The sequence below is a fragment of the Amaricoccus sp. genome (assembly GCF_036846665.1).
Taxonomy (GTDB): Bacteria; Pseudomonadota; Alphaproteobacteria; order Rhodobacterales; family Rhodobacteraceae; genus Amaricoccus.
Genome location: NZ_DAIUBO010000377.1, coordinates 1 through 2,289 on the forward strand (window position 1 = coordinate 1; position 2,289 = coordinate 2,289).

The 2,289-nt window shown below is 62.8% G+C and carries 4 protein-coding genes; 3 read left to right on the top strand and 1 reads right to left on the bottom strand.

Going from position 1 to position 2,289, the window contains the following annotated elements:
* On the bottom strand, positions 1-832 hold an 832-nt coding region (locus tag V7050_RS20495), incomplete at its 3' end, for a recombinase family protein (RefSeq protein WP_324375924.1).
* Positions 833-1,210: 378 nt separating this feature from the next.
* On the opposite strand from V7050_RS20495, the gene V7050_RS20500 reads away from it, so the two are divergent.
* The 3 genes from V7050_RS20500 (at position 1,211) to V7050_RS20510 (ending at position 2,176) form a co-directional block, all read left to right on the top strand.
* Positions 1,211-1,516 carry an XRE family transcriptional regulator gene (locus tag V7050_RS20500; RefSeq protein ID WP_324375922.1) on the top strand — a complete coding sequence of 102 codons (306 nt, stop codon included), beginning with the start codon at positions 1,211-1,213 and terminating at the stop codon, positions 1,514-1,516.
* Between the two features lie 89 nt (positions 1,517-1,605).
* The gene (locus tag V7050_RS20505; RefSeq protein ID WP_146301005.1) at positions 1,606-1,863 is read left to right on the top strand and encodes a ribbon-helix-helix domain-containing protein; all 258 of its coding nucleotides are present in this window, start codon (positions 1,606-1,608) and stop codon (positions 1,861-1,863) included.
* 4 nt (positions 1,864-1,867) lie between these two features.
* On the top strand, positions 1,868-2,176 hold the full coding sequence (locus V7050_RS20510) for a type II toxin-antitoxin system RelE/ParE family toxin (protein ID WP_324375916.1): 309 nt from the start codon (positions 1,868-1,870) through the stop codon (positions 2,174-2,176).
* Positions 2,177-2,289: the final 113 nt, after the last annotated feature.

Below are 2,289 nucleotides of genomic sequence, written 5' to 3' on the forward strand. Positions count from 1 at the left end.
CGGGATAGGCGCCCTCTGCGCGGATCCACATCTCGCGCGGGTTCACCACGCGGCGTTGCTTCAGCTTGAAGGACACCTTCGCGAAGACATTGTTCCCGATGTATTTTTCGTTGGTCAGAACCTGATGGACGGTCGCTCGCGTCCATTGCCGGTTCAGATCGGTGCGGTATCCCTCGGCGTTCAGGGCCTCCGCGATCTGGCGCTCGGGCCGCCCCTCGTTCACGAACATCTCGTACATGCGCTGGACGACCCTCTGTTCCTCCTTGGGGCCGGGGACCAGGATCACGCGGTCGGTCTGCAGGCTTTTCTGCTCGCCGCGCGACAGTTCGCCCTTCGGGTTGCCGTGCTCGTCGATCAGCGCGCGCCGCAGCCCGTATCCGGCCGCGCCGCCCTGGCGATAACCGAGCTCCACGAGGCGGCATTGCCCGGCGAAGACCTTCACCGAGAGTTCGCGACTGTATTCGCCGGCCATTACCCGCTTGACGGTCTTCAGAAGGTTCGAGCCGATGCTGCCGTCGTTCTCGAACTGCTCGCCGCAGTAATGGACCCGGATGCCGGCGCGGGAGCAGACATGCTCGTGATAGGCGCCTTCGTCGGCATCCTGAAACCGGCCCCAGCGGCTGACGTCATAGACGAGGATCGCCTTGAAGTCGGCTTCGCCGGATTGGACCTCGGCCATCAGGTTCTGCAGCGCCTCGCGGCCGTCGAGCCGCAGCCCGGAACGCCCTGAGTCCTCGAACACGCGCAGGATCTGCAGGCCGCGGGCGGCGGCGTAGCTGCGGAGGACGTCGAGCTGGTTCTCGGTCGAGTATTTCTGGTGATCGGTCGACATCCGGACATAGGCGACTGCCGGAACGTCCTGTTCTGCCGCCGCGCTACCGTCCTCGCTGTTCGCCCGGCCGCCTCTCACACGTGCATCTCCCCATCACCGCCAACGACGCCAGCACCGCTGTGCGGGATACTCGGCAGTATCGTCGGACACAGGGGACACTCGAGCGTTCGAAAAGGCGATCTCCGATAAGGGCAGGTCCTTTCCCAGCCCGCCATTCAGCCGTTGCAACCGTTGGGTGGCGCGGGGCGCAGATTCGAAAAACATGGTCGTCACCGTCCAATAGAGACCTGCTTGGCCAGACGAGGTCGGGGGGTCGTCTCGGGCGCAAAGCAGATTCTCCCGTTTTCATGGCTCTCCAAAGCTTTAGCGGAGAGAAACATGGAGATGCGGGTGAAGATGGGCACAGTTGTGCCGAAGATGGGCACAGTTTTGCACCTGGACGGCATTCCGGGCGACTATCGCGCTGCGATAGCTTTGGCTTTGCATTCGGAACTCGGCTCAACTCATCGGGCGATCAAGACCGCGATGCGATGGACGGGAGCCAGCGAGAGAACCGTGAAGTACTGGTTCGCGGGTGAGCGCGGGCCGAGCGGCGAGCACCTGATTTCGCTCGCGCGGCATTCCGACGCCATCGTGCTGGTGCTCCTGGCGCTGGCGGAGCGGTGGATCAAGGACGACGACTAGGACGACGCGCCATCGCTAGGGCGGAGCCACCCTCTTGTCATGTGTTCGTTTTTGGTTATCTTGAAGACAGAACGAGGAGATCGGCCGCCATGCCCCGCACTACAACGATGACCGTACGCGTGAGCGGCGCTCTCAGCGAGTTCGTCGCGACGAACGTTGGCGAGGGCGGCGCCTATGAGAACGTCAGTGAGTACATCCGCGACCTGATCCGCCGCGACAAGGAGCGTGCGGAGCGTGAAGCCTTCGATCGCCTAAAGGCGGAACTGAACCGGGCCTTCGCTGCGCCCGAGGAGAGCTACACGCCTATGACCGCCGCCGAGGTGATCGCTCGAAACCGGCGGGCCTGAGCCCATGGCGATCCGGGTCCAGGAAGCGGCCTCGGTGCGTCTCGACGAGATCTACCGCTACACCCGCGACCAGTGGGGCGAAGCGCAGGCCGAAACGTACATCACCGGGCTGTTCGACGCCTTCGAGAAGATCGAAAGCCGCGGGGTGATGTCTAGGCCTGTGCCGGCCGAGTTCGGAGTAGAGGGATACTTCTTCCGCTACGAGCGGCATTTCGTGTACTGGAGACGGCTCGGCAATGGCGACATCGGCATCGTCACCATCCTACACGAGCGGATGCACCAGATCGACCGGTTCAAAGACGACTTTGGATAAACCATTGTAGGACAAGGTAAATACAGATCGGAAGCCGATCTGCGGAAAGCTCTAAAGAGGTGGAGATGGGGTGGATGCCGCTCTCCCCTGACGGCATCGCGATGTGCCAAACT

What these genes read in the sequence shown, in the direction of transcription:
- V7050_RS20505 (WP_146301005.1), top strand. Translation starts at nt 1,606, where the DNA reads ATGCCCCGCACTACAACGATGACCGTACGCGTGAGCGGCGCTCTCAGC.
- V7050_RS20500 (WP_324375922.1), top strand. Translation starts at nt 1,211, where the DNA reads ATGGAGATGCGGGTGAAGATGGGCACAGTTGTGCCGAAGATGGGCACA.
- V7050_RS20510 (WP_324375916.1), top strand. Translation starts at nt 1,868, where the DNA reads ATGGCGATCCGGGTCCAGGAAGCGGCCTCGGTGCGTCTCGACGAGATC.